This is a genomic window from Methanosarcina sp., from assembly GCF_049706645.1.
In the GTDB taxonomy this organism is placed as follows: Archaea; Halobacteriota; Methanosarcinia; order Methanosarcinales; family Methanosarcinaceae; genus Methanosarcina.
Genome location: NZ_JBNAKP010000010.1, coordinates 210,893 through 230,905, shown reverse-complemented (window position 1 = coordinate 230,905; position 20,013 = coordinate 210,893). Strand labels below are relative to the sequence as shown.

Below are 20,013 nucleotides of genomic sequence, written 5' to 3'. Positions count from 1 at the left end.
TTTACTTCATCCAATTCTTTCTTCAATTCTAGTGTTAATTTTTCCCATTCTTTTTTCACTTCAAGTGTTAATTCATCTCATAATTTTTACTTCAGGTCATCAGGCCTGTCAGGCGGAGGCTCGAATTCAGGGTCAAAAAGTCTAATCGAAGCTTTATGAATGAGTAGCCTGAAAATTTCTTTTTCTTCAAAGGTGAAATCCGAAAAGAGAATATCAATAAAGGAAGTCAATTTTTCAAGAATGAAGTCTCTCATTTCCTTTCCTTTTTCGGTCAGGTAAACCCTGTAAGCCCGAAGATCACTTTCGTCCCTCTGTCTGTATACATAACCTTCTTTTTCCAGGCTCTGGATCGCTCTGGTACTTGTTGCTTTGCTCACTTTCAGGATTTTTGCAAGGGTTTCCTGGGAGACACCGTCTCTATGATATAAAATCAATAAAAACTCAAATTGCCCGCTTCCGACCCTGTAAGCTTCAAGTTCCTTTGTCATATATGCCAGATGGCTCCGGTAGATGTGGGCAATCGGACCCAGTATCTCCCTCGGGTCTATTTCTCCTGATTTTTCCATAATTTATCCTTTAATTTTTGAACCGGATGAGCTTATTTTTAAATAAAGAAAATTTATATAATCGTTACGTCTGAAACTAATCTGATTCCTGATAGGTTTATGAGGCATATAATAGTTACTACGGGATTATAATTAGTGTGCGAGATCCTCAACTATCTTATAAAAAATAAAAACAAATAAAAATTCGGTATATGGAATTTATTTATTAACACTGCATCCTGCAAGATCCTTTAAAAATACCATTTATGCGATAAAATGTTCATAGATTAAAAACTAGTTTCAACATAGAGTGGGAAACTAAAATTCTTAGTATGTATTTTAGTTGCATAAGAAATTAATAAATTATAAAACCGGTAGAGGCATGACGAACCACGACTGGTGACTGAACAGTTGAAGATCGAAATCCTGCACCAGCATTCCTCCAGGACCAACCCGATGGGTGAGGACTTCAACTACGCAAAAGAGTTCAAGCGTCTCGACCTCGCCTGATCGTAGCATAAACGTCTTCAAGCCCTTTGAAGATATTCAAAACAAACGACTTTGCTCAAGCTGGAGAAAGGTATCGATCGTTTGACAGATAGGGAAGGAACATATGATTGGCAGTCTTATGGGCGACCTGAGCCGCGTCACAATTCAATCTATTCAGAGACGTGAAAACGAAAACTTAAGGTAGGCTGATGAGACTTTGGCAGCATCTGTAGAGCCAAAAGGAGTTCGAGGATATTATGGAATAAAGAAGGCTACCCTCGAATTTTCTATTTTTTTTCGCGGAATCGCCCATTGATTGCTCTCACTTTGGCTTTTGGATTGCCTGATTGTTGTGCGAGACTAATATTTCCGCAAGCTAACAACCACTATGAATCCAACGAACTCACTCATTCCAGGCCCCATTTCTTCCTGAACTCGAGCTTCTGCTGGCTGTTCATCCAGTGGCTGCCGTCACAGTAGGGCTTGTTCTCTGACTTCCCGCAGCGACAGAGGGTTACTCTGTTCCGGGATTCGTACATGCTGCCATCTGCGGATTCAATGGGGACACCGCCTCGAACCCAAAGGGGACCTTCACAACCTTTTTGTTTGTCGTGAACCAGTACAATAGATGGTTCAAATTCTTTTTCAAAGGGTTCGCCTGTCTTCTTGTCCCACAGGACCAGCCGTCCCGACGGGCAGATCATAGCTTCCTCTATGGCGGTTTGTCGGGCTTCCGGGTCGTCTGATTTTTGTATAAGATTCCTTATTCCGCCAGACCGCTGGCAGAAACGGGAATGATCGCAGAGCTCGTAGACATCAGTGAGTTTTAAATCAGGACCCTCAAACGTTTCCGCTTTTTCCAGGTAAGGCTTTCTGCTGGCTGTTTCGCTACCATCAAAACCGACCTTGCTGTGGGCCCCATCACAGAAGGGCTTGTTTTCGGATGAGCCACAGCGGCATAAGATATAGGCTTCCTTCCGAGGGTATTCCTTTATATCAATTAATTCTCTGGTATGGCCAGCGTCGTCTGTGATAATTACCTGTTCGAAAAGCGGCACTCCACCTGTAACCCGATACGGTCCATCTTTGATTATCTTAATCTTCATTTCTTTCTCATTGACTGCCATAATCATAATCCCCCATTACCTCTTATAATGCAGTACTGGATATTTAGTCTGACTATTCACCTCTTTGAGGATTTATATTGTTTTCCTATTTATACTGTCTATAAACAACAGAGGCACTTAAACTCATGGGAATAAGTAAAGTTGAAAAGCTTGCGAATTGCGATCTGAGGCTTACGGAAAGATTCGGGAAAATGGGTCTCTGGTTAAAACAAGCGGCACTTGGTCTGGATTTCAGTGAAATTGGGGAAAGTGAGGAAGCTGTAAAATCAATTAGCTGGAGCAGTACTACTTTTAAGGAGAATACGAACGATCCAATAAAAATAGGGTTTTGTAAAGTCTTCGTCGGCTAATATTATATAAATCCTAATAACATTAGTTGTCGACTTCACAAAAAGAGCATTCTCAAATAGCCGACGAAAACTTTACAGTGCCAAATAAATTCTCATCATGTACATCAACACAATTTCGACTTTAAAAAATTTGCAGAAAAATACTCAAGAATGTAAGTCCTATTAATCTAATATGAAAAATATTTTCACAAGACCTGCAGAAGAAAAAGTCATTGAAGCATTATATCTCATAATCGCAATCATTATATGGCAGCTTGTAGCGGATAGAGTAGTACAAAACAAATTTATTCTGCCTAGTTTTTATGATGTAATAATTGCTTTCTTCGACACTGTCACAAGCGGGCTAATTTTTTCTGATACATTAACAAGCTTACTTCACTTTTCAATCGGATTTGTTGCTGCGTTAACAATTGGCATCCCTCTTGGAATAGCTATGGCATGGTTCAAACAAGCAAGCAGAGCAATCGACCCTTTAATCAAAATGTTGCGCCTGATATCTCCTTTCGCCTGGACTATTTTTGCTATTTTTTTGGTTCCTTGGGCGATTGTATTTTTTGGATTAACACATAAAGCTATAGGTTTTGTTGTGTTCGTAGGAATGGTCTTTCCTATCCTTATTAATACATACTTGGGTTTAAAAAACACGTCTGCAGTTTATGTCGAAACTGCAGAGGTTTCTGGTTATACAAAAAACATCGACCTTAAGAATTTAATTGGAACTCCCTCAGCCTTGCATTCAATTGTAGGAGGAATCAGGATTGCCTCGGGAATGGGTTGGATGTGTATCCTTGTTGCAGAGTATTTGATGTGGGGGGTTAGTACAAACGGATTTGGATATCAAATTTGGCATAACAATTATCTGCACAGGACTGATTATGTAATTGCTTATTTACTTCTTCTTGGATTCGTGAGTTTTTTGTTTGACCAATTCTTCAGATATTACGTGGATACAAAAATACTGAGATGGACGTCAAGAACTATAGTATGAAATAGAAGCCCTTAAATTGATAGGGATATAAATTTGAAGAGCTTGCGAATTGCGATATCCAGAGGCTTACTGAAAGATTCGGGAAAACTGGGCTCTGGTTGAAACAGGCGGCACATGGTCTGGATTTCAGTGAAATTGAAGAAAGCGAGGGAGCAGCATGGGTCTTAAAAAGTATACCGATATTAATTCTTTTGAGAATAATTGTATTCTTTATTCCTTGTGCATTTCCTTTATCAAATAGAGTATCCTATTTAAAATAAGTATATAAGTTATATTTTTGTTTAATGATAAGTATCTCGATTGATTATAAAATGGGGATTTAAAGAAGCAATTTTGAGTTTTGTACAGGCACCAAAAGAAAAATATTTACTAATGCTGTAGATCTCCTGCGAAAAAGAGCAAAGACAACTCGTACTCCTTACTTTTTCATTAAAAACCCTTTCTTTAAAGAGAGGCCTTTATGTGATTTTACTTTTAACTGTGTTTCATTATAAATTTTAAAATTAGTTTGTAGAGAGTTTAAGTGGAATAAATAAAACATAATGGAATACGAAGAGGTTATACTCTCATTGGAGTTTTAGGAATAAAATTAATGGCTCTTTTAATGCTGGTGAGTATTGCTGGTGCAAACCCGTGCATATATTTCAAACGACGTAGACAGTACTGTTTCTGTAATTGACACTACTACAAACAGTGTTATAGCCACGGTGAATGTCGGTTTCGGTCCAGTGGACGTTGCTGCCAGTCCAAGTGGGGAAAAAATTTATGCAGCCAATGCCGGTGATGATACTGTCTCTGTAATTAGTACAAATACAAATGCTGTTGTAGCCATATCATCTTAAAATTTAAAGGTTGTTCTATATAACCTTTTTATTATTGTCCACAAATTTAGGTGCATCACTAAAAATCTGGTAGCCCATCAATAATAGGTTAATATTTCCCTGTAGCTTTACATAATCGCGCCCAGAACCTCTCTTTTGAGTTTATATGAATTCAATTTCCTGTAGCAGATGAAGTTAAAAAACAAATGTAGATGAGCAATATTATTTTAAAGATGAAATATCAACCAGCTAGTGTTGCACGACCAGAATTTTAAAAAATAGAAATTTATTTGCAGAATAAGGAAATATTAACCTGCAAATAAATCATTTTTGTCGGCTATTACTTCAAATCATAACTTTTGTCCAAATCCAAATCAACTAATTTTATAAATCACTACTTTATCGCAAATTCTACTCGCTTCTTCTTTAGTAATTCCATACTTTTTGGCAACTTCTTCCATTATTAAGTCTTCATCTGGAGTTGCTGTTGGATCACTCAAGTCAATATTATCCCATGCAGCATCGTAGCATTTCTCGTAATAATTATAGATTTCATACTCTCTTTCTGTAGGGCTGTCTGAAGCATCTACATTTCCAACTTTATCTTTAATGTCAAATATAAACTGATAAGAAGATCGATCATTACTAGAAGCAATTTCTGGGGTCATAGAGCCCCAATCACCATTTGGACACCATTCAACTTTGCCTAAAGTGAATGCATCATCTACATCCTCCTTTCTATCATAGGCAAAAACAACAACTTCATCAATATCACTATTTGCAGATGTTTTATCCATTACCACTTGAATTAACGTAGATTTTAACTCTTCTTTTGAAACATCAGGAGAAATTACGACTCTGTATTCTTTCCTTGTGTTTAGTGGTAAGGAATTAAGTTCCTCTGTTGTATATGCAGATAAAGACTTAGTTAAAGCTTTCATGCTTATATCATTCTCTTCTATAACATCGTAATTCTTGACCAATGAACTATCGTAATCATTTGTTGGTGTTACTTCAGATGTTTCTGTGGGTGTTGGATCAGGACTTACATATGGGGTAAAAGTCCAGCTTATTGTTTTTGTATCTGAATTCGTTACATACACCGTTAATGATTTAGGGTTGTATCCTGAGAGATATAAGTCTATAACGTGTTTTCCTTCATCCACAGACAACCCTTTTACCGGAGATAAACCCCGTGAAACCCCATCAACTGTAACAACAGCGCCTGTAGGACTTGTTTCTATGTCTAATATTCCTTTATTGTCAGGTGTTGTTACTACTGTCGATGCCGGCTCTGATATCGGGGTTGTATCATTAGCAGATGTAAGAGGTGCTACTATTGTATCTGTACTATTATTGAGTTCTATCGTTGAATCTGCAGAAGGCAATGCAGCAGATGCAAACATTACTATTATAAAAACAACGAAAAACCTTACCGTGCCAGACATTTTAAAATTCGATTTTCTGTCCAATTGGGCTGCTGTCGGCGGAATTGATATAATACCTGCTAAAAGAAAAAGCAAGGCAGCAATAAAAGAAGACGATATAGAAGTTATACTTAAAAGTAAAAACAAGATCCCGAAAAGCCAACGGACTATTGTATTTTTCTTCCCTTTTGATGCTATTCCATGCATGTGTTCATCTCATATTTATTACATACTTGAATTTTTAATATTTAATGCGAGACTTATATATAAATTGATGACATTTTACTCCAATCTTTAAACCAGAAAGAGGCTCATTTTAAAGGTGCGATTATCGAGGGAGATATTCACAATAAAGACAATAGACAATTTTTACCCATAAATATCACAAAAACTTCCACCACAGCTTCTTTGTATCCATATTCTTTGACAGAAGCTTGATATTAACGTGCTATCCCCTCCGGGATTAGTTACAATCGAGAAGGCACAATAGATAAAAAGAAATTAAATAGTTTGTACGGTTATATTATCTAATGGACATATGATCGTTTTTTTATTTGATATTAGGCGCAATAGCGTGCATACTGCTCTACGGAATGTACAAAGCTCTATGAAAGATGTGCGAAATAAATTAAAGGGCGGTTCTTTGCATTCTCACATCGCCGATTGGGCCACACCGACTTGAAGGTTAAGTGGAAATTTTGGCAATCTCTGGGAGGTTTTTATTTTCTGTCTTTTTTGTTTTTAACATCTTCATTTATATTTAAATTAGCCACTCTGGAGTTGACACTATTAGGATTCCACTGACTAATAATTAAAGACCATGAGATACACTAAAAATAGATTGAATTAGATGCGATTTGAGAGGTATAGAAAAGAATTCTTTTTTATTTAAATTGTTTTCTTTATATGGAAAAGCCTGTGTGATTTTACTTTTAACTGTGTTTCATTATAAATTCTAAAATTAATTTGTGGAAAGTTTAAATGGAAGAAACGAAACGTAATGAAGCACGAAGAGGTTATGCTCTCATTGGAGTTTTAGGAGTAACGGTGCTGGCGCTTTTAATGCTGGTGAGTACTGTAGGTGCAGAGCCGTTTGCATTAAAGTAAAACTTACGCGTTTAAACAGATATAATGGCACTAGACCCTTAATAATTTAACATATTAGTCCAACTACAATCCATTTTACTTGATTTTGTACTCTTATGCACAAAATCCTATACATTAAAATATTATACTAGCCTAAATTTTGTTGTTATTTTCATAGTTGCTAATTGTGGTTTTTAGTTTATCTGCATAATTATAAATATCGTTTAAATCCACAATAGAAACCTTTTCTTCATTTTTGTTATCAACAAATAATCCTAGATATTTGTTTTTAGTGTTGAAATACAAACGACAAATTGGTCTTCTGTTGTTATCATCCAATAAAATACCGCAGTAGTTTTTCTTATCTCGAATAGTAATCCTTTTTATATCAATATCTTCACGAAGAATAGATTTTACAATATAATAACATTCTAACTCTTTATCTGTAGTTACAATTTCATCTTGAACAACGTTTTCAGTCTCGGTTTGTGGTTTTTCAATATTATCATTTGTATTTGAAGTAGAACTAACCGTATCAGTCATAGCAAATTTTAATCTGTCATTAATTCTATCGTTAATGAACTGATTCAGAGCATTTTTTGTAATAATTGTAAACTTATCACGAACGCTTTGAGTAAAAACTCCATCCTTTACTTTTTTGGCAAAAAATTTAACAAACTCTTCAGAAGGATTATTTATTTCATTAGCAAGTATTAACTTTATTTCCTTGGTATATTTTAAATCGCAGGCTACACTCGCTAAATCATCAATATTAAATGATTCCTTCTGAAATCGCTTCAATTCATTTATCAAGGGTTCTTTAATGTCCAGAAGGTTTATTTCTAAGAAAGCCTTTTCATCCATTTTATTTGGAGCATCGATATCTGTAAAAAAACGATATATAATGCCATTTGTCAAAATTCCGATTTTTGCATCACTCACTGTAAAGTATCGGAATAGCTGAGATGCATGAACTATGTCCAAATCAGCATCAATATTTTTGCACTCAATTAATATTACTGGCTTCCCGTCTCTAAAAATTGCATAATCTACCTTTTCGCCTTTTTTCGTACCGTAATCAGTTGTGAATTCGGGAACAACTTCTGTTGGATCAAAAACATTGTATCCTAATATATTTAGGAGAGGCAAAACAAGAGCGTTTTTTGTTGCCTCTTCTGTTTTTATATTCATTGATAAACTAGGAATCTTAGCAGCTAGTACTTTTATTTGATCGATAAAATCCACAATTAAACGCCTCTGGTGCAAATTTACTTAATAGTATTAAGATATCATAACATTCTTACAGATATAATTTCTGTTTTGTTTCCGCCACTCAAGGGAAATCAGAAATTATTTATGTATCGGTTTTATTTGCATATTTATATCATGTGTACTTTCATCCGCGTTTCTATTTGCTTATCCTTAGTATGTAACTGATCATAAAGTGTCTAAACAGTTTTTTAGTAAAAGCTCACGACATAAAAATATAAAATATACATCTGGGGGAGGAAACCGAGGAATCTTTCCAGACCCTGTTCTATGAATCTCCGAAGGAGTTTAATGTTTATCCTGGCTGGTCTTTTCAAATTTTGCTAGTTTGGAAGTTTGAGAAGCTTGTATTATCGAAAGGGTTGAATTAATATAAAGTTATACAGATAGTAATAAATTCATTCTTATTCAAAGCTATTTCATTATATAGAAAAGCTTATGTGATTTTACTTTTAACTGTGTTTCATTATAAATTCTAAAATTAATTTGTGGAGAGTTTAAATGGAAGAAATAAAACGTAATGGAACACGGAGAGGTTGTGCTCTCATTGGAGTTTTAGGAATAACGGTGCTGGCGCTGTTAATTCTTGCTTTGTCTACTGCTTCGGCGGCTACTGCACAAAATACTCAGCTTACGATAACTGAAACTCAGATTACTCATAGTGGAAAAGCGTACAATGATCATCCCGATATTTATGGCGACAGGATAGTGTGGTCGGATCAGCGTAATGAATATGGGCACCCTGATATCTACGTGTATGATCTATCGACTCAACGGGAAACTCAAATCACGCACAGCGGATCAGCGTTAAGTCCTACAATATATGGTGATAGAATAGTGTGGTCAGAGGGACGTAATAATAGTAGAAATATTTACATGTATGATCTATCGACTCAACAGGAAACTCAAATCTCACAAAGCCTATCAGCATCAAGTCCTGCAATATATGGAGATAAAATAGTGTGGTCAGATCTGTTTATAGGTCAGAGTACTCTTTTCATGTATGACCTGTCTACTAAGAAAGAAACTCAAATTATTGGTAGTGGATATGCGAGTAGTCCTGCTATTTATGATAACAAGATAGTTTGGTGTGATAATCGCAAAGGGTTACAACCGGGATCTGGAGGTACCTATGTGTACAACCTCTTGACTCAACAGAGAAATCAGATATCCTTTAGCAGTTCAGCGTTAAGTCCTGCAATATATGGTGATAGAATAGTGTGGTCAGAGGCAAGTATTGTTGGTGACAGTGTTATCTACGACAAGGTTTACTTGTATAATCTGTCTACTCGACAGAAAACTCAGATTAACCAGCAGGGTGCAGGGGAAAATCCTGACATATATGGTGACCGGATAGTCTGGATGGATGGGCTCAATGGATATCATATTGTCTTATATGATTTGTCTACTTCCCAAGAAATTTCGACCCAAGATCATGCAATCGATCCTCACGCAGACGGATTATATCCTGCTATATATGGTGACAGGATAGTGTGGAGGCATGGCTATGAAAACGCCGACATATATATGGGCACTATCTCATACAAAGAAACGGAACCAGTACTTCCTTTAGCGAACTTCAGTAGCAATGTTACTCAAGGTTATGTTCCTCTCTCAGTCCAGTTTACTGACCTTTCAGAAAATGCAACATCAAGAAGTTGGGACTTTAAAAATGCTGGAATTATTGACTCGACGGAAGAAGCTCCTGTTCATGTGTACATGAATTCAGGAACTTATACTGTTAATTTGACTGCAAGTAACGAAAATGGTACAGATTCAAGAAATGCTACAATCAATGTTCTGAAGGTTACTCCAACAGTTACCTGGAGCAATCCTGCTGATATAATCCAAGGAACACCATTAAGTAGCACTCAGTTAAATGCAGTTGCTTCAGTGCCTGGAACATTTGCCTATACTCCAGCAGAAGGCACTGTACTGAGTGCAGGCACTCAAACATTGCATGTAGATTTTACTCCCACTGATACTGCAAACTACAACACAACATCAAAGGACGTTACAATTAATGTCCTGACGCCTGCGCAGAAAATCGAGCAAACAATTTCTATGGTACAAAGCCTGGACCTGAATTCTGGACAAAGTAATAATTTAATTGTTAAACTTAACGAAGCGGTAAAAAGTCTGAATTTGGGAAAAACGAATGAATCAATTAATAAACTTAATTCTTTCATTAACGAGGTAAAAGGCTATATCAACAGTGGATTACTTTCACAAGAGGAAGGACAGGCATTGATTGATGACGCAAACTCTGTAATTAATACTCTGTCTCCAAAATAAAGTGAACATATTAATTAAAGAATAATAAAAAAATCAAAGTTAGAGGGAGTGGGGAGTATTTGTTTTACAAATAATATGAAAACTACTGCTCTTTTAGTTCCGTGTTTAGCTCTATGAACCGATTTTGAATAAGCAGCAAAGACCCCTCTAAAGAGCAATCCGTCCTTCCCTTCAGTTCTTGCTGCTATTTCTACTCCCATTCTAACCCTTAATAAATTTACAATGCAGGGTCGTTATACCAGTTAAGGAAGATAGGCCGCATAATACACAAAAGCGCTTAAAACCAGCCTGATTAAAGAAAAAACAATCGAAATCATTGAGAAAGCCAGCAGATATACGTTTAGAGCCAGGATGCCTGTAAAAAGCCCGGAAAGATCGGCATTGAAGATAAGGGCAACCAGATTTACCAGTAAAATAAAAGTGAAGATTGTTATTAAGCCCCTGCCTGCCCCTTTAAGGTCTTCCCGGCTCAGGGCTATATGGGAAGAGATTCCGATTGCGAGAGCAAAATAGATCCAGAAATTGAGAGAAAGCAGGTTTTCTGCCGAAAAAATACTTTCAAAGAGGCCCGCGGTAAGGGCGAAGATTTTTGTCAACATATACTGATCCGGCCGGGCGGGTTCAAGGGCAAAATAGTCGGCAACCCTGGCAAAGGAATCCGGCAGGAGCAGGTGCATCCCGACGATGAGGGCTGCAGTCCCGCTGAAGATCGGGCCCATGCCTATGAAAAAGTTTCCTATGTTCTGGTAGAAGCTTTTCGGGTTCCAGCCGTGGTTGACGTATCCCAGGACTCCGTCCTTTGCTTTGCGGTCAAATAACTTGAACTTATTTACTTTGTGCCTGAATAAATAGCACATCAGCAGGTGGCCGAGTTCATGAATTGGAGTGCCTATCCAGGCTGTTACCAGGGTTCCTTTCCTGCCAAAGGCCCTCTGGACGTAGAAGTTGGCCCGGTTCTCAAGAAGGCCGAGTATTATGCCGATAAGGATCAAAGATCCTGTGACGCAAAAGGTTTCGAACAGGCTTACCCGAAAAACCGTAAGAAGTGCACTTTCCATTTTTAATTCCTTTTTACCTATATTTTCAGGAGAAACTCAGTTTCAAATTGGCCCGGAATAAGATTCCACAGGCAATTTCTTATTACAAGGCGGTTGAAGAAAATATAGTCTTCGTACCTTCGCGTATAAACGCAGGCAGCCTGAGAAGAAAAAAGAGCTTAAAAACCTGAAATCAGGGCTAGAAAGAAGAAATCACTTCTTTCTTGAGAACAGCCGATAGTTGGAGTAGTTAACGTTTAGTAGCCAACAGTTATTTCTTTCAGCAAACCTCGATATCTTCCTGGCCTGCAAGATCAAACCAGACAGGAGTTGTATCCTCAGGGTCGCAGTTATAGTTTATTGTGATTTCTTCGTCTTCCTTGATTTCTCTTATACAGATATATCTCAAAAGGTTATTATCGAAGTCTTTGCAGTACCTCGCATTCGGGGTGTACGAGTGGTTGTAAAGGGAGCCATAGCCCAGAGCGATAGCCGCATCCTTTGAGTCGGGCCCCCAGGCGAAGTAGTAATTGTAGAGTTCGGTAAGCTCAAGTGAATCTATCTCTTCAGCGGGTAAAACTATGACAGGACAGGTTTCTATTACCTCGCCTCTTTTAATATTTCGCTGTGCAAATACCCCTCTACCTTTTCCAGGTGAGTCTTTCACGCTTATTGGCTTCATATGACCGGATTCCTGCAAGCTTTAAAAAATTGAGGGTAAACTGTTTTATTATTTGAGAAAACATATAATTTATAGCTTTCCCTCAAATCTTTTTGAAAGGTTCTATATTTATAAAGCATCTTATTTTCCGGATACTGGACTTCGGGATTCGGAACTTCCGGATGCGGGGAATCTGGATTCAGGGATTTTATCCGTACTCCTGACAAACCTTAAGTACCCGAAACCTATCAAAAAGATAGGATAAACGATTTTCCAGGTAAACCCTGAAATTAAAAAACTCAGGGATACTACTGAAAGAGCCGTGATGACCCATTTCTGCCAGCCAGCTTCGGTTTTCCAGTAGGCGATTATAATGAAGGCGTAAAGGAAAACAAAGTTCTGGTTTACGAGCAGCATCATGGCTGATACGGGAATTTTGAAGAGGTAACTTCCGGCAATAAGGCAGATTGAAAGAATATACAGCCCGACCAGGCTGGATACAGGAATATTCCCTGTTGAAAGTTTTCCGAAAGCCTGAGGGAAGATACCTGTCCTGCCTCCCGCATAGAGCAGGCGGCTTGCAGTAAAATTCCAGGAACAGGCATTTGCTGCAATAACTATTATCATGAGCCAGATGAGGAGATTTCCTCCGGGCGTAAAAAGCACGAGCCCGGAAAGTCCGGCTGCACCCTGAAGGGGAGTGCCTGAAGCACTGGCTCCAGTGCTGATAAGGGCAAGCACAAGATAGATCGAGGTCACAAGGACAAAGCTCAGCCAATAAAGACGAGGTACGTTCCTTTCAGGATCTTTTATCTCGCCCAGCGAAAAAGAAAGGTTTTCCCAGCCCAGAAAAGCCCAGAAGAGGAGAGCTGCAACTTTCCAGGTGTTACTCAGGTCTACATGCCCTTTACCGTTAATAGCTTCGCTGGCAATCCCGAGGCCTGAGCCCAGAAAATCAAGGTTGAAGGCAATGAGCAGGCCTATGAGCAGGAAAAGAACAGCCAGAGCTGCATAGTTGATCATGGAGATAACCCTCATTCCTGCCAGGTTAGAAAGGAACATAAGGGTTACAAGGAGGACCGCAAAAAGCGCTGCTCCGGCTTCAGACAGCTGGAAAAGCTGCCTCATATATTCACTGCCTATAAGGGCAACCGCCGGAAGCCCGAAAAAGAAAGAGCCTCCCACAAGATAGGAAACCGCATATCCTCCCCAGGGCCCCACAGCCTCCTCAGCATACCCGGCAAGCCCGGCTGTCGAAGGAAATCTTAAACCAAGGCGGGAGCAGATCGCAATAAGCGGGACTGCGACAGCGGCTATAATAAACCAGCCCAGAATTGCCTCATGGACAGTTCCCGCATCAAGCGCCAGGCCCGGCAGCGCCAGAATCCCTGTCCCTATAAGCATGCAGATTGCAAGCCCCATACCCCGCCTGAAGGAAATTGTTTTTTCAAGTTCAGTCATTTTTATCTCTTAAATTATCTGTAAAATGTTCGGTATATTTGTAAAATGTTCGGTGTATTTATTTGTTCGCAAACAGGCCTTCTGACCATAACAGGTTCTCTGACCATTAATGCGTCATTAGATACGTTCTACCCCGCCCCTCAGTAAAGAAAAGAACTAAACATGGAAAACACCTGAAAAAGGCATGAAAATAAAGTTCTGATTTACAGGGATGGACAGGAAGAAGCAAGTATCTCAAATATATAAGCCTTTGTCTTTAGGAGCACGCACAGTAAAAATGTTGTAAAAACCATATCGAGGACCTGTAATGTAAAGCTATGAGAGGCAAATTTCCAGATATTCTACTGATTTTTTTATAATTTTAAGAAAAAGCCGGTCGTGTTCGCACGACCGGTAAGAGCCTGGGTTTCTGAAATCAATCTATTTCCGGCAGGGGTCGCTGAAAGGATATTCCCGGTTTTACTCCTTCTTTTCCAGGCAGATGAGCTCTTCTGCATACGGCAGCGTCTCTTTCATCCAGGCGCAGAAATCTCTCCACTCGTCAAGCTTGTGGTGGCGGCGCTGGAAGTAAATGTTGCGGAGCTCGGCATAATTGGTTATAACGGTCCTTTTCTGCAGAAATGCGCTCGGCAGGTCCTGGACTAGTTCCCTGAAAACCGCCTTCCGATATGCATTGTCATCTTCGCTGTCGCCCTCGCGGGATTTGTAGGCTTTGATAAGGCTATTCAGGTGCCGGATCTGGTCATTCCTGTAATCGGTCAGCGTATCAAAAGAGAAGTCGTGAGGTGCAAGCTCCTTGCTGGTCAGCTTATGCATCGTTGAAGTGGAATTCTTTTCTGTGAATTTGTAGGTATCAAACTCCTTCCACCAGTAGAGAGGAGCTGTGAGGTCGAAACAGACCGTAATGAACCTTAAAAACTTGCCGTGCTCGTTCCCTGCAAGGGTCAGGCGCTGGGCCAGGTTCAGGTCCTTTTCTCCGAGCTTGCAGTTCCCTGCCTCATCAGGCTCACTGCTGTCTATAAGGTGCCAGGAGTTCATAGGATTTCGCATGCCAAGAATAGCATAATAGATATTGTATGTACCGTGTAATTCCATTTTGATCATAAAAGCACCTCTTAAACCCATTACGATAAGCAGTTTATAAATCTGTTTGTTGCAAATAATTCATAAGCCGACGTGGTAAATAATTTATAAACCTGCCCATGGTAAATAAACTAACTACATAAATCAACTGATTTTAAACAAACTAACTTTTAAACAAACTAACTTTTAAACAGCCGGGAAATTGAGCCCAGGGACTTTAAAGAAACTAGCCATTATTCTCGGAGGGGAAATTATTTAAAAGAAATAGTTACCCTCTAACCCATGCTTTATCCTTTCAAGTATAACCTTTCTGCAAGTTCCGGGTATTTCCGTTTGAATATGAGCAGCTGTATTGTATTTTATCCGTATGAGACTGTTAAGTATGAGACTGTTAAGTACGAGACTGTTAACTTAGATAAACTCGCAACCCCTTTTAGAAAGCAGCCAGAGACCTCTTCTTAAATCTGGCTGTTTTCAGATCCCAGAATAAAAATGAAAAATACTGAACAGAAAAAAATATCAAACTGAAATGACTCCTGCAGAACCTCTTTATCTTGCAATTCTGATTTTAACAGGCGCGTTTACAGGCATTATCTCGGGCCTGCTGGGCGTGGGGGGAGGCTTTGTCATGACTCCTGTCCAGTACTGGCTTTTGCAGGAAACCGGGCTGGAGCCTGACCTGGCTATACGGATAGCTCTCGGCACAAGCCTTTTCGTGATCCTGCCAAACTCCATAAGTGTTACTTTAAAGTATCAGCAAAAACACGCAGTCCAGTGGAAACAGGCAACGATTATGGGAATCTCAGGCTTGATTTTCAGCTTTGGGGGAGCGGCTGTAGCTTCTCAGCTATCGGCTTCAACCCTGAGCACAATTTTCGGGATCGTGATCATAATCGGAGCGCTAAGAACCTACATGGTGCCTGCTGTTCGAGAAGGGGGTGAAATAAGTACCAATCCGGTACTTTACATCCTTACCGGCATTTCCATAGGCTTTTTTTCAGGGCTTCTTGGAATAGGCGGAGGAGTAATTGCAATTCCGATAATGCTTGTTTTTCTGCATTTTGATATGCGAAAAGCTGTCGGAACCTCGGCTGCGGTAATAATTTTTACCTCTTTTGGAGGGTCGATAGGGTATATAATCAACGGCTGGGGGCAACCAGGGCTTCCTCCTTATTCTCTTGGGTATATCAATCTCATTGACTGGATTTTGCTTGCAGTCCCCGGGTTTCTCGCAGCAAGAGGGGGAGCGGAATTTGCCCATCTGGTAAACCCGGAACACCTGAAACACCTTTTTGTGCTTTTAATGATTTACGTAGGGCTGGAAATGATAGGAATTATTTGAAAGCCGAACTGCTGAAGGAAGTTTCTAAAAAAAGGTAAAAATGAGACTTTTGAGATAAAACTCAGGAATAAAAATTCCATTCAGGCACTCTCGATAGCTTTCACAGGATCGAGTTTTGCAGCTTTTCGCGCAGGGTAGATGCCCGAAATTATATTGATTATGAAAGCGAAGAAAGCCGCATATAAAAAATTAAGGGCTTCGACTTCAAGAGGCAGGGTCTGGAGCCCGAAATACATTTCCTGCGGAACCTCGATTTCGTAGTTTTGAAGTATGACAATTGCAACGTAACCAAGAACAGTGCCGAGCACCAGGCCAATGGCTCCAAGGATTACGGACTGGAAAAGAAACACAGCCATTATGCTTTTCTGAGAGGCTCCCATGGCTTTCAGGATGCCGATTTCCCGGGTCCTCTGGGCAACGATGGTAATCAGGGTATTTGCTATCCCGAAACCTGCAATTCCATAGATTAATAAATAGAAGATATTTACAAAGATCCTCTGGGTATTCAGCAGGTTCAGAATTTCCGCATTTGTTTCGAGCCAGCTGACGGCATCAAGCCCGGACTCTCTTTCAATCGACCCTGCGATAGCTTCGGCCTGGTATGGGTCTGTAACCCTGACGCCTATCGTGCTCACAACCCCGGGCTCATTAAAGAATTGCTGCACCGAATCAAGCCTTGCATAGGCTGTTACCTCATCTGCACCAGTCCCGGTGTGAATAAGGCCTACAACCTTAAAGGAAGTGGTTTGAGACCCTGGAAAAACCGCATCCACACGATCTCCAGGTTGAACCTCAAGGTTTTCTGCAAGCTTATCTCCAAGCACGATCCCGTACCCTGTATGGACAAGTGATAGGAAGCTCCCTTCTACCATATCCTCGCTTACTCGCATAACCGTATCTTCAGCCTCAGGTTCAATCCCCTGAAGCGAAACTCCTTCGGCATTATCCCGGTATTCCAGGGCTGCCTGGCCCAGATATTTGGGAGATACCGCTAGAACTCCTTCTTTTTCCGCAACCTGCGCCGAGTTGTACCTGTAAAGATGAATAAACTCTTCTTCTTCGTCTTGAGGAGTTATAACAATATGGGGACTATTTTCAATGCTTGACTGTACGAGTTCAGTCTGAAAACCCGAAAGCATAGCCATCATCACCGTAATAACGGCTACGGCAAGGGCAACTGCCAGAATGGCGAAAAAAGTTTGCTTTCTTCTGGACAAAACCTGCCTCAAAGCGATTTTCAGTTCGTACATGTGGATAAACTCCGATCTAATAAATCCCATCTGGATAAGCCCTATTTGATAAATCCTATCTGAGTGAATTCCGGATGTATAAGAAAGTTTTCCAGCCAGTCTCGGTCATCGATCTATCTACAATTTCTAGAAGGTTAAATCCTGCGGGATTTCAAAAATATCAGAAAATATATGTTTTAACTTTATCGGGCTCTTACTTAGATTTAGCTCTTACTTCAGATATTCATGATTTACCAGGTACCTGAAATTATTCTGTAATTGAAATTATTCTGTAATTATTCTTGTGAAGCTGATTATAAATTAGTTTCCAGTACTCTCAGGAGATAGATTCAGAAAGTAGTTGAGAGAGTGTATAAAGTTGCAGTAAAGCAAAAAAAGATGGAAAACGAGACAAATCCAAAAAAGAAGGCTAAAAAAGGCTAAAAAAAGGCTAAAAAAGACTAAAAAAGAAAATAAAATGAAAAATTAAAAAGGTTAGATCTGCACGTAATGTGCAACCTCACCCAGGTCTTCCTCGATTCTGAGAAGCTGATTATATTTTGCAGTCCTTTCTCCACGGGCCGGGGCTCCGGTCTTGATCATTTCTGCCCCGATAGCGACTGAGAGGTCCGAGATTGTGGTGTCTTCGGTTTCGGCAGAACGGTGGCTTACTATTACGGTATAGCCATTCCTGGAAGCCATGCTTGCGGCATCAAAAGCTTCGGAAAGTGTTCCGATCTGGTTGATTTTTAAGAGAAGTGCATTTGCAGCTCCCATGTCAACGCCTTTTGAAAGCCTCTCAATGTTTGTAACAAAGAGGTCGTCACCAACAATAATCGTATCCCAGAGTTCATTGGTCAGGGCTTCGAAATCCTCAAAGGCTTCCTCATAGAAGGGATCTTCAATGGAGAGGATAGGATAGGAATTCACAAGTTCGACGTAGTAATCCATCAGTTCGGAAGCAGCGAGTTTCTTCCCGTCAATTGTGTAGAGTTCGTCTTCGTAAAACTCGGAGGCTGCAGCATCAAGCCCGATTGTGACTTCGGTGTCGGTATAGCCGGCTTCCTCAATAGCCTGGACAAGGGCATCAAGAGCTTCGGTTGACTCGCTCATTTTGGGAGCATATCCTCCTTCATAGCCCACGTTAGTAGAAGACCTGCCGTATTTCTTTTCCAGTAATTTTCCAAGAATATGATAGATTTCTGCCCCGATCTGGAGAGCTTCATAAAAGGTTTCCGCACCTTTGGGCTGAACCATGAATTCCTGGATTGCAAGCTCGTTGCCTGCGTGCTTGCCCCCGTTAAGGACATTCATTGTGGGTACTGGCAGAGTAAAGGCATTTGAGCCCCCAAAATAGCGGTAGAGAGGAATATTGAGGGAATCGGCAGCGGCTTTTGCAACAGCCATGGATACTCCAAGGATTGCATTAGCCCCCAGGTTTGATTTGTTATCGGTCTCGTCGAGCTCGATCATCAGCTCATCGATTTCCCGCTGGTTTCGCACATCAAGCCCCAGCAATTCCTTCTGGATGATGGTGTTCACGTTCTTTACTGCAGTGAGAACTCCTTTTCCTCCATACCTGTTAGGGTCTGCATCCCGCAGTTCAAGGGCTTCATTCGTACCAGTGGAAGCCCCTGAAGGGACACTGGCTCTGCCAAATCCCTTCGGTGTAAACACATCAACTTCAATAGTGGGATTTCCCCTTGAATCCAGGATCTCCCGAGCATGTATCTTTTGGATTTTATATTCTCCAGAATCCTGCTGTAGACCGATATACGACATCATTTCACCCTTTTTAATCTCTGATCTATATACATATATTCTGTTATTTGAAACTTAACCTTAGTTTGAAGCTTAAAGTTAATTTGAAGCTTAGTCTTAATTTGAAGCTTAACCTTAACTTAACCGTTAGATGTCCGAATTGTATTTAATTCTTTATCCGGTTAACGCGAATAATTTTAATTAAGTTTTACGCTATTTTCTCATAAGAAAGCCTGATTAACACATAAAGATTACATGTTGAATTCCCAAATCCAGAAATACTTTTTCCTCAGGTCTCGGGCGTCCGTACCTGCGTGAATCCGGGAATATCGTACCTCGGGTGTTTACAGGAGATTTCTTACTTTGTAATCCTTAACTCAGGCTTTCCGAATTTCAGGAATGTTCATTTCCTGCAAACACTAGCTTTAAAGGTTTTGGTCAGGATTACAAAACCGGTTTTTTTCCAGAGATTTACTAATACGAGTTTTTATATTAAAACATTCCAAAAAAAGGTTTTATCCGGGTTTGATAGCTATTTTACTTCTTAACAATACTCAATTTATTCAAAGAAATAATATTATCTACATAAAATATATAAACATGAAAGTATTATTCACTTTCGATGACCGACGATTCTCCAGTTAATTTAACCGAAAAAGAGTATTCAATCATTGATATGCTCCAGAGCCTGGGACTCCCGAGGACGGAGGCCACCGCGATCGTATGTCTGAAAGACTGCAGGGAGCTCAGGTCCCTTCACATCGAACTTGTATCAGGGCTGAGACAACCGGAAGTGAGTGTAGCCATGCGTCCCCTGAGGGATAGAGGCTGGGTGGACGAAAGGTCTGAAAAAAAGAATAAAGGAAAAGGCAGACCAGTGAAGTACTACCAGTTAACAGTTCCCTTCCCGGAAATTGTAAAGGTCCTTGAAGAAGAATATTTAAAAGACAATAAAGAAAAAATAATTGCACTCAAAAGGCTTCGAGAACTGGAGACAATATTTCAGAATTAAGCTTGAGAAAAACTGCCAGACTCTTTTGCA

18 protein-coding genes are annotated in these 20,013 nt (G+C 39.8%); 7 read left to right on the top strand and 11 right to left on the bottom strand.

Annotation, left to right across the window (positions count from 1 at the left end):
• Positions 1-86: 86 nt before the first annotated feature.
• Entirely contained in the window at positions 87-566 is a 480-nt protein-coding gene (locus ACPK8D_RS04430) for a MarR family winged helix-turn-helix transcriptional regulator (RefSeq protein WP_424716629.1), read from the bottom strand.
• A gap of 875 nt (positions 567-1,441) precedes the next feature.
• The gene (locus ACPK8D_RS04425) at positions 1,442-2,161 is read right to left on the bottom strand and encodes a CDGSH iron-sulfur domain-containing protein (protein WP_424716628.1); all 720 of its coding nucleotides are present in this window, start codon (positions 2,159-2,161) and stop codon (positions 1,442-1,444) included.
• 125 nt (positions 2,162-2,286) lie between these two features.
• Here ACPK8D_RS04425 and ACPK8D_RS04420 point away from each other — a divergent pair, with 125 nt between their 5' ends.
• The 3 genes from ACPK8D_RS04420 to ACPK8D_RS04410 all read left to right on the top strand — a co-directional run bounded on the left by ACPK8D_RS04420 (position 2,287) and on the right by ACPK8D_RS04410 (position 4,341).
• The gene (locus ACPK8D_RS04420; RefSeq protein ID WP_424716627.1) at positions 2,287-2,511 is read left to right on the top strand and encodes a hypothetical protein; all 225 of its coding nucleotides are present in this window, start codon (positions 2,287-2,289) and stop codon (positions 2,509-2,511) included.
• Positions 2,512-2,683: 172 nt separating this feature from the next.
• Positions 2,684-3,499: an ABC transporter permease gene (locus ACPK8D_RS04415; protein ID WP_424716626.1), complete on the top strand. Its 816-nt coding sequence runs from the start codon at positions 2,684-2,686 to the stop codon at positions 3,497-3,499.
• A gap of 623 nt (positions 3,500-4,122) precedes the next feature.
• The gene (locus ACPK8D_RS04410) at positions 4,123-4,341 is read left to right on the top strand and encodes a hypothetical protein (RefSeq protein ID WP_424716625.1); all 219 of its coding nucleotides are present in this window, start codon (positions 4,123-4,125) and stop codon (positions 4,339-4,341) included.
• A 353-nt stretch (positions 4,342-4,694) separates the two neighbouring features.
• Here ACPK8D_RS04410 and ACPK8D_RS04405 read toward each other — a convergent pair whose 3' ends face one another.
• The gene (locus ACPK8D_RS04405) at positions 4,695-5,954 is read right to left on the bottom strand and encodes a PEGA domain-containing protein (RefSeq protein WP_424716624.1); all 1,260 of its coding nucleotides are present in this window, start codon (positions 5,952-5,954) and stop codon (positions 4,695-4,697) included.
• Between the two features lie 774 nt (positions 5,955-6,728).
• On the opposite strand from ACPK8D_RS04405, the gene ACPK8D_RS04400 reads away from it, so the two are divergent.
• Positions 6,729-6,854: a hypothetical protein gene (locus tag ACPK8D_RS04400; RefSeq protein WP_424716623.1), complete on the top strand. Its 126-nt coding sequence runs from the start codon at positions 6,729-6,731 to the stop codon at positions 6,852-6,854.
• Positions 6,855-6,986: 132 nt separating this feature from the next.
• Here the strand turns inward: ACPK8D_RS04400 and ACPK8D_RS04395 are convergent, their stop codons facing one another.
• The gene (locus ACPK8D_RS04395; protein ID WP_424716622.1) at positions 6,987-8,078 is read right to left on the bottom strand and encodes a type I restriction endonuclease; all 1,092 of its coding nucleotides are present in this window, start codon (positions 8,076-8,078) and stop codon (positions 6,987-6,989) included.
• 525 nt (positions 8,079-8,603) lie between these two features.
• On the opposite strand from ACPK8D_RS04395, the gene ACPK8D_RS04390 reads away from it, so the two are divergent.
• Positions 8,604-10,397, top strand: a complete 1,794-nt coding sequence (locus ACPK8D_RS04390) for a PKD domain-containing protein (protein WP_424716621.1) — start codon at positions 8,604-8,606, stop codon at positions 10,395-10,397.
• Positions 10,398-10,411: 14 nt separating this feature from the next.
• On the opposite strand, the gene ACPK8D_RS04385 is transcribed toward ACPK8D_RS04390, so the two are convergent.
• From ACPK8D_RS04385 to ACPK8D_RS04365, 5 genes are all read right to left on the bottom strand, one after another.
• The gene (locus ACPK8D_RS04385) at positions 10,412-10,597 is read right to left on the bottom strand and encodes a hypothetical protein (RefSeq protein WP_424716620.1); all 186 of its coding nucleotides are present in this window, start codon (positions 10,595-10,597) and stop codon (positions 10,412-10,414) included.
• A gap of 42 nt (positions 10,598-10,639) precedes the next feature.
• A complete protein-coding gene (locus ACPK8D_RS04380; RefSeq protein WP_424716619.1) occupies positions 10,640-11,455 on the bottom strand; it encodes a hypothetical protein in 816 nt (271 codons plus the stop codon).
• 259 nt (positions 11,456-11,714) lie between these two features.
• Positions 11,715-12,116, bottom strand: a complete 402-nt coding sequence (locus ACPK8D_RS04375) for an SET domain-containing protein (RefSeq protein WP_424716618.1) — start codon at positions 12,114-12,116, stop codon at positions 11,715-11,717.
• 120 nt (positions 12,117-12,236) lie between these two features.
• The gene (locus ACPK8D_RS04370) at positions 12,237-13,556 is read right to left on the bottom strand and encodes an APC family permease (protein WP_424716617.1); all 1,320 of its coding nucleotides are present in this window, start codon (positions 13,554-13,556) and stop codon (positions 12,237-12,239) included.
• Between the two features lie 459 nt (positions 13,557-14,015).
• Positions 14,016-14,660: a hypothetical protein gene (locus tag ACPK8D_RS04365; RefSeq protein ID WP_424716616.1), complete on the bottom strand. Its 645-nt coding sequence runs from the start codon at positions 14,658-14,660 to the stop codon at positions 14,016-14,018.
• Between the two features lie 508 nt (positions 14,661-15,168).
• Between ACPK8D_RS04365 and ACPK8D_RS04360 the strand changes: the two genes are divergently transcribed.
• A complete protein-coding gene (locus ACPK8D_RS04360; RefSeq protein WP_424716615.1) occupies positions 15,169-15,981 on the top strand; it encodes a sulfite exporter TauE/SafE family protein in 813 nt (270 codons plus the stop codon).
• 80 nt (positions 15,982-16,061) lie between these two features.
• On the opposite strand, the gene ACPK8D_RS04355 is transcribed toward ACPK8D_RS04360, so the two are convergent.
• Together ACPK8D_RS04355 and eno are read right to left on the bottom strand one after the other, a co-directional pair.
• Positions 16,062-17,231: an ABC transporter permease gene (locus tag ACPK8D_RS04355; protein WP_424716614.1), complete on the bottom strand. Its 1,170-nt coding sequence runs from the start codon at positions 17,229-17,231 to the stop codon at positions 16,062-16,064.
• A 474-nt stretch (positions 17,232-17,705) separates the two neighbouring features.
• Positions 17,706-18,992, bottom strand: coding sequence for a phosphopyruvate hydratase (gene eno / locus ACPK8D_RS04350; protein WP_424716651.1), 1,287 nt, complete (start codon positions 18,990-18,992; stop codon positions 17,706-17,708).
• A gap of 601 nt (positions 18,993-19,593) precedes the next feature.
• Between eno and ACPK8D_RS04345 the strand changes: the two genes are divergently transcribed.
• Positions 19,594-19,983, top strand: coding sequence for a transcriptional regulator (locus tag ACPK8D_RS04345; RefSeq protein ID WP_424716613.1), 390 nt, complete (start codon positions 19,594-19,596; stop codon positions 19,981-19,983).
• Positions 19,984-20,013: the final 30 nt, after the last annotated feature.

Bases quoted from the DNA above. Each gene is read 5' to 3' on its own strand.
- ACPK8D_RS04430 (WP_424716629.1), bottom strand. From the start codon at position 566: ATGGAAAAATCAGGAGAAATAGACCCGAGGGAGATACTGGGTCCGATT.
- ACPK8D_RS04425 (WP_424716628.1), bottom strand. From the start codon at position 2,161: ATGGCAGTCAATGAGAAAGAAATGAAGATTAAGATAATCAAAGATGGA.
- ACPK8D_RS04420 (WP_424716627.1), top strand. From the start codon at position 2,287: ATGGGAATAAGTAAAGTTGAAAAGCTTGCGAATTGCGATCTGAGGCTT.
- ACPK8D_RS04415 (WP_424716626.1), top strand. From the start codon at position 2,684: ATGAAAAATATTTTCACAAGACCTGCAGAAGAAAAAGTCATTGAAGCA.
- ACPK8D_RS04405 (WP_424716624.1), bottom strand. From the start codon at position 5,954: ATGCATGGAATAGCATCAAAAGGGAAGAAAAATACAATAGTCCGTTGG.
- ACPK8D_RS04400 (WP_424716623.1), top strand. From the start codon at position 6,729: ATGGAAGAAACGAAACGTAATGAAGCACGAAGAGGTTATGCTCTCATT.
- ACPK8D_RS04390 (WP_424716621.1), top strand. From the start codon at position 8,604: ATGGAAGAAATAAAACGTAATGGAACACGGAGAGGTTGTGCTCTCATT.
- ACPK8D_RS04385 (WP_424716620.1), bottom strand. From the start codon at position 10,597: ATGGGAGTAGAAATAGCAGCAAGAACTGAAGGGAAGGACGGATTGCTC.
- ACPK8D_RS04380 (WP_424716619.1), bottom strand. From the start codon at position 11,455: ATGGAAAGTGCACTTCTTACGGTTTTTCGGGTAAGCCTGTTCGAAACC.
- ACPK8D_RS04375 (WP_424716618.1), bottom strand. From the start codon at position 12,116: ATGAAGCCAATAAGCGTGAAAGACTCACCTGGAAAAGGTAGAGGGGTA.
- ACPK8D_RS04370 (WP_424716617.1), bottom strand. From the start codon at position 13,556: ATGACTGAACTTGAAAAAACAATTTCCTTCAGGCGGGGTATGGGGCTT.
- ACPK8D_RS04365 (WP_424716616.1), bottom strand. From the start codon at position 14,660: ATGATCAAAATGGAATTACACGGTACATACAATATCTATTATGCTATT.
- ACPK8D_RS04360 (WP_424716615.1), top strand. From the start codon at position 15,169: ATGACTCCTGCAGAACCTCTTTATCTTGCAATTCTGATTTTAACAGGC.
- ACPK8D_RS04355 (WP_424716614.1), bottom strand. From the start codon at position 17,231: ATGTACGAACTGAAAATCGCTTTGAGGCAGGTTTTGTCCAGAAGAAAG.
- eno (WP_424716651.1), bottom strand. From the start codon at position 18,992: ATGTCGTATATCGGTCTACAGCAGGATTCTGGAGAATATAAAATCCAA.
- ACPK8D_RS04345 (WP_424716613.1), top strand. From the start codon at position 19,594: ATGACCGACGATTCTCCAGTTAATTTAACCGAAAAAGAGTATTCAATC.